Annotated in this window: 2 protein-coding genes; both read left to right on the top strand. The window is 32.6% G+C overall.

What is annotated here, in order from left to right; translation table 11 throughout:
• The coding region (locus IDG60_RS21010; protein ID WP_206161155.1) for a phage portal protein at positions 1-294 on the top strand (294 nt) is incomplete at its 5' end.
• The coding region (locus tag IDG60_RS21005; protein ID WP_031764754.1) for a head maturation protease, ClpP-related at positions 278-601 on the top strand (324 nt) is incomplete at its 3' end. The genes IDG60_RS21010 and IDG60_RS21005, both read left to right, overlap by 17 nt.

Genomic DNA, 601 nt, shown 5'->3' with positions numbered 1-601 from the left:
GAAGAAGAATTTAATCGGAAACTACTTACTAAAACAGACAGAGAAAAAAATAGGTATTTTAAATTTAACGTTAAATCTTATTTAAGGGCTGATAGTGCAACACAAGCAGAAGTGTACTTTAAAGCAGTTCGTAGTGGTTACTACACTATAAATGACATTAGAGAGTGGGAAGATTTACCACCAGTTGAAGGTGGAGATAAGCCGCTAATAAGCGGTGATTTATACCCAATTGACACGCCACTTGAATTAAGAAAATCTTTGAAAGGTGGTGATAAAAATGTCAATGAAAGCTAAGTATTTTCAAATGAAAAGAAAATCAAAAAGTAAAGGTGAAATATTTATTTATGGTGATATTGTAAGTGATAAATGGTTTGAAAGTGATGTAACTGCTACAGATTTCAAAAATAAACTAGATGAACTAGGAGACATCAGTGAAATAGATGTTCATATAAATTCATCTGGAGGCAGTGTATTTGAAGGGCATGCAATATACAATATGCTAAAAATGCATCCTGCAAAAATTAATATCTATGTCGATGCCTTAGCGGCATCAATTGCTAGTGTTATCGCTATGAGTGGTGACACTATTTTTATGCACAAA

Source organism: Staphylococcus sp. EG-SA-2 (genome assembly GCF_017152085.1).
The sequence above is the reverse complement of the archived record's forward strand: the minus strand, read 5'-3'. Positions and strand labels throughout refer to the sequence as shown.